1 protein-coding gene is annotated in these 549 nt (G+C 69.8%); it reads left to right on the forward strand.

The annotated features are described in order from the left end of the window. On the forward strand, positions 1-549 hold a 549-nt coding region (locus NP552_RS25855), incomplete at both ends, for a type VI secretion system Vgr family protein (protein ID WP_274097326.1).

Below are 549 nucleotides of genomic sequence, written 5' to 3' on the forward strand. Positions count from 1 at the left end.
TGGCGCCAGTGCGATCAACCTGGGCTACCTGACCCACCCGCGCCCCTCGGGCGGCCAGCCGCGTGGTGAGGGTTTCGAACTGCGCACCGACCGGCATGGCGCCGTGCGCGCGGCGGCGGGCCTGCTGCTGACCACCGAGCCCCGGCATCACGAAGCCAAGCACCACAAGGACCTGCCCGAAACCGCCGAACGCCTGGCCACCGCCAGCGAGCAGCAGGACGGCTTCGGCCAGCAGGCGCGCGAGGTGCAGGCGCAGGATTCGGGCGATCAGGACGAGGTGGCCAAGGCCCTGCATGCGCAGCACCAGGGCATTGTCGGCAGCGGCCCGACCAACCAGAGCGCCAACGAGTTTCCCGAGTTCAGCGAACCGCACCTGGTGCTGGCCAGCCCGGCGGGCATCGCCCTGACCACGCCACGCTCGACGCATGTCGCGACCGGTGAACATCTGGCGTTGAGCAGCACCGGGCATACGAGTCTCTCGATCGGCAAGCGCCTCTTGGCCAGTGCCAGCCAGGGCATGCGGTTGTTCGTGCAGAACATGGGCTGGCG

The sequence above is a fragment of the Pseudomonas sp. 8209 genome (assembly GCF_028682105.1).
Lineage (GTDB): Bacteria > Pseudomonadota > Gammaproteobacteria > Pseudomonadales > Pseudomonadaceae > Aquipseudomonas > Aquipseudomonas palmensis.